The sequence below is a fragment of the Citrobacter sp. CK180 genome (assembly GCF_030333655.1).
Classification (GTDB): Bacteria; Pseudomonadota; Gammaproteobacteria; order Enterobacterales; family Enterobacteriaceae; genus Citrobacter_B; species Citrobacter_B koseri.
Genome location: NZ_JAOWFM010000020.1, coordinates 1 through 265, shown reverse-complemented (window position 1 = coordinate 265; position 265 = coordinate 1). Strand labels below are relative to the sequence as shown.

2 tRNA genes are annotated in these 265 nt (G+C 55.5%); both read left to right on the top strand.

From position 1 onward, the window contains the following. Positions 1–3: 3 nt before the first annotated feature. Positions 4–80, top strand: a tRNA-Ile gene (locus OGV50_RS00475). A gap of 108 nt (positions 81–188) precedes the next feature. Beyond that, a tRNA-Ala gene (locus OGV50_RS00470) sits at positions 189–264 on the top strand. Position 265: the final 1 nt, after the last annotated feature.

The window sequence follows — 265 nt, the reverse complement described above, 5'->3', positions numbered from 1 at the left end:
TACAGGCTTGTAGCTCAGGTGGTTAGAGCGCACCCCTGATAAGGGTGAGGTCGGTGGTTCAAGTCCACTCAGGCCTACCAAATTCGCTCCCGTGCTTTGTTGTGGCAAAGCTCGCATACTTCAGTATGCTTCGCTTCACCACGCCGCGCCCGGAAACGAATTGGGGATGAGGTTTAACTACATCATATGGGGCTATAGCTCAGCTGGGAGAGCGCCTGCTTTGCACGCAGGAGGTCTGCGGTTCGATCCCGCATAGCTCCACCAT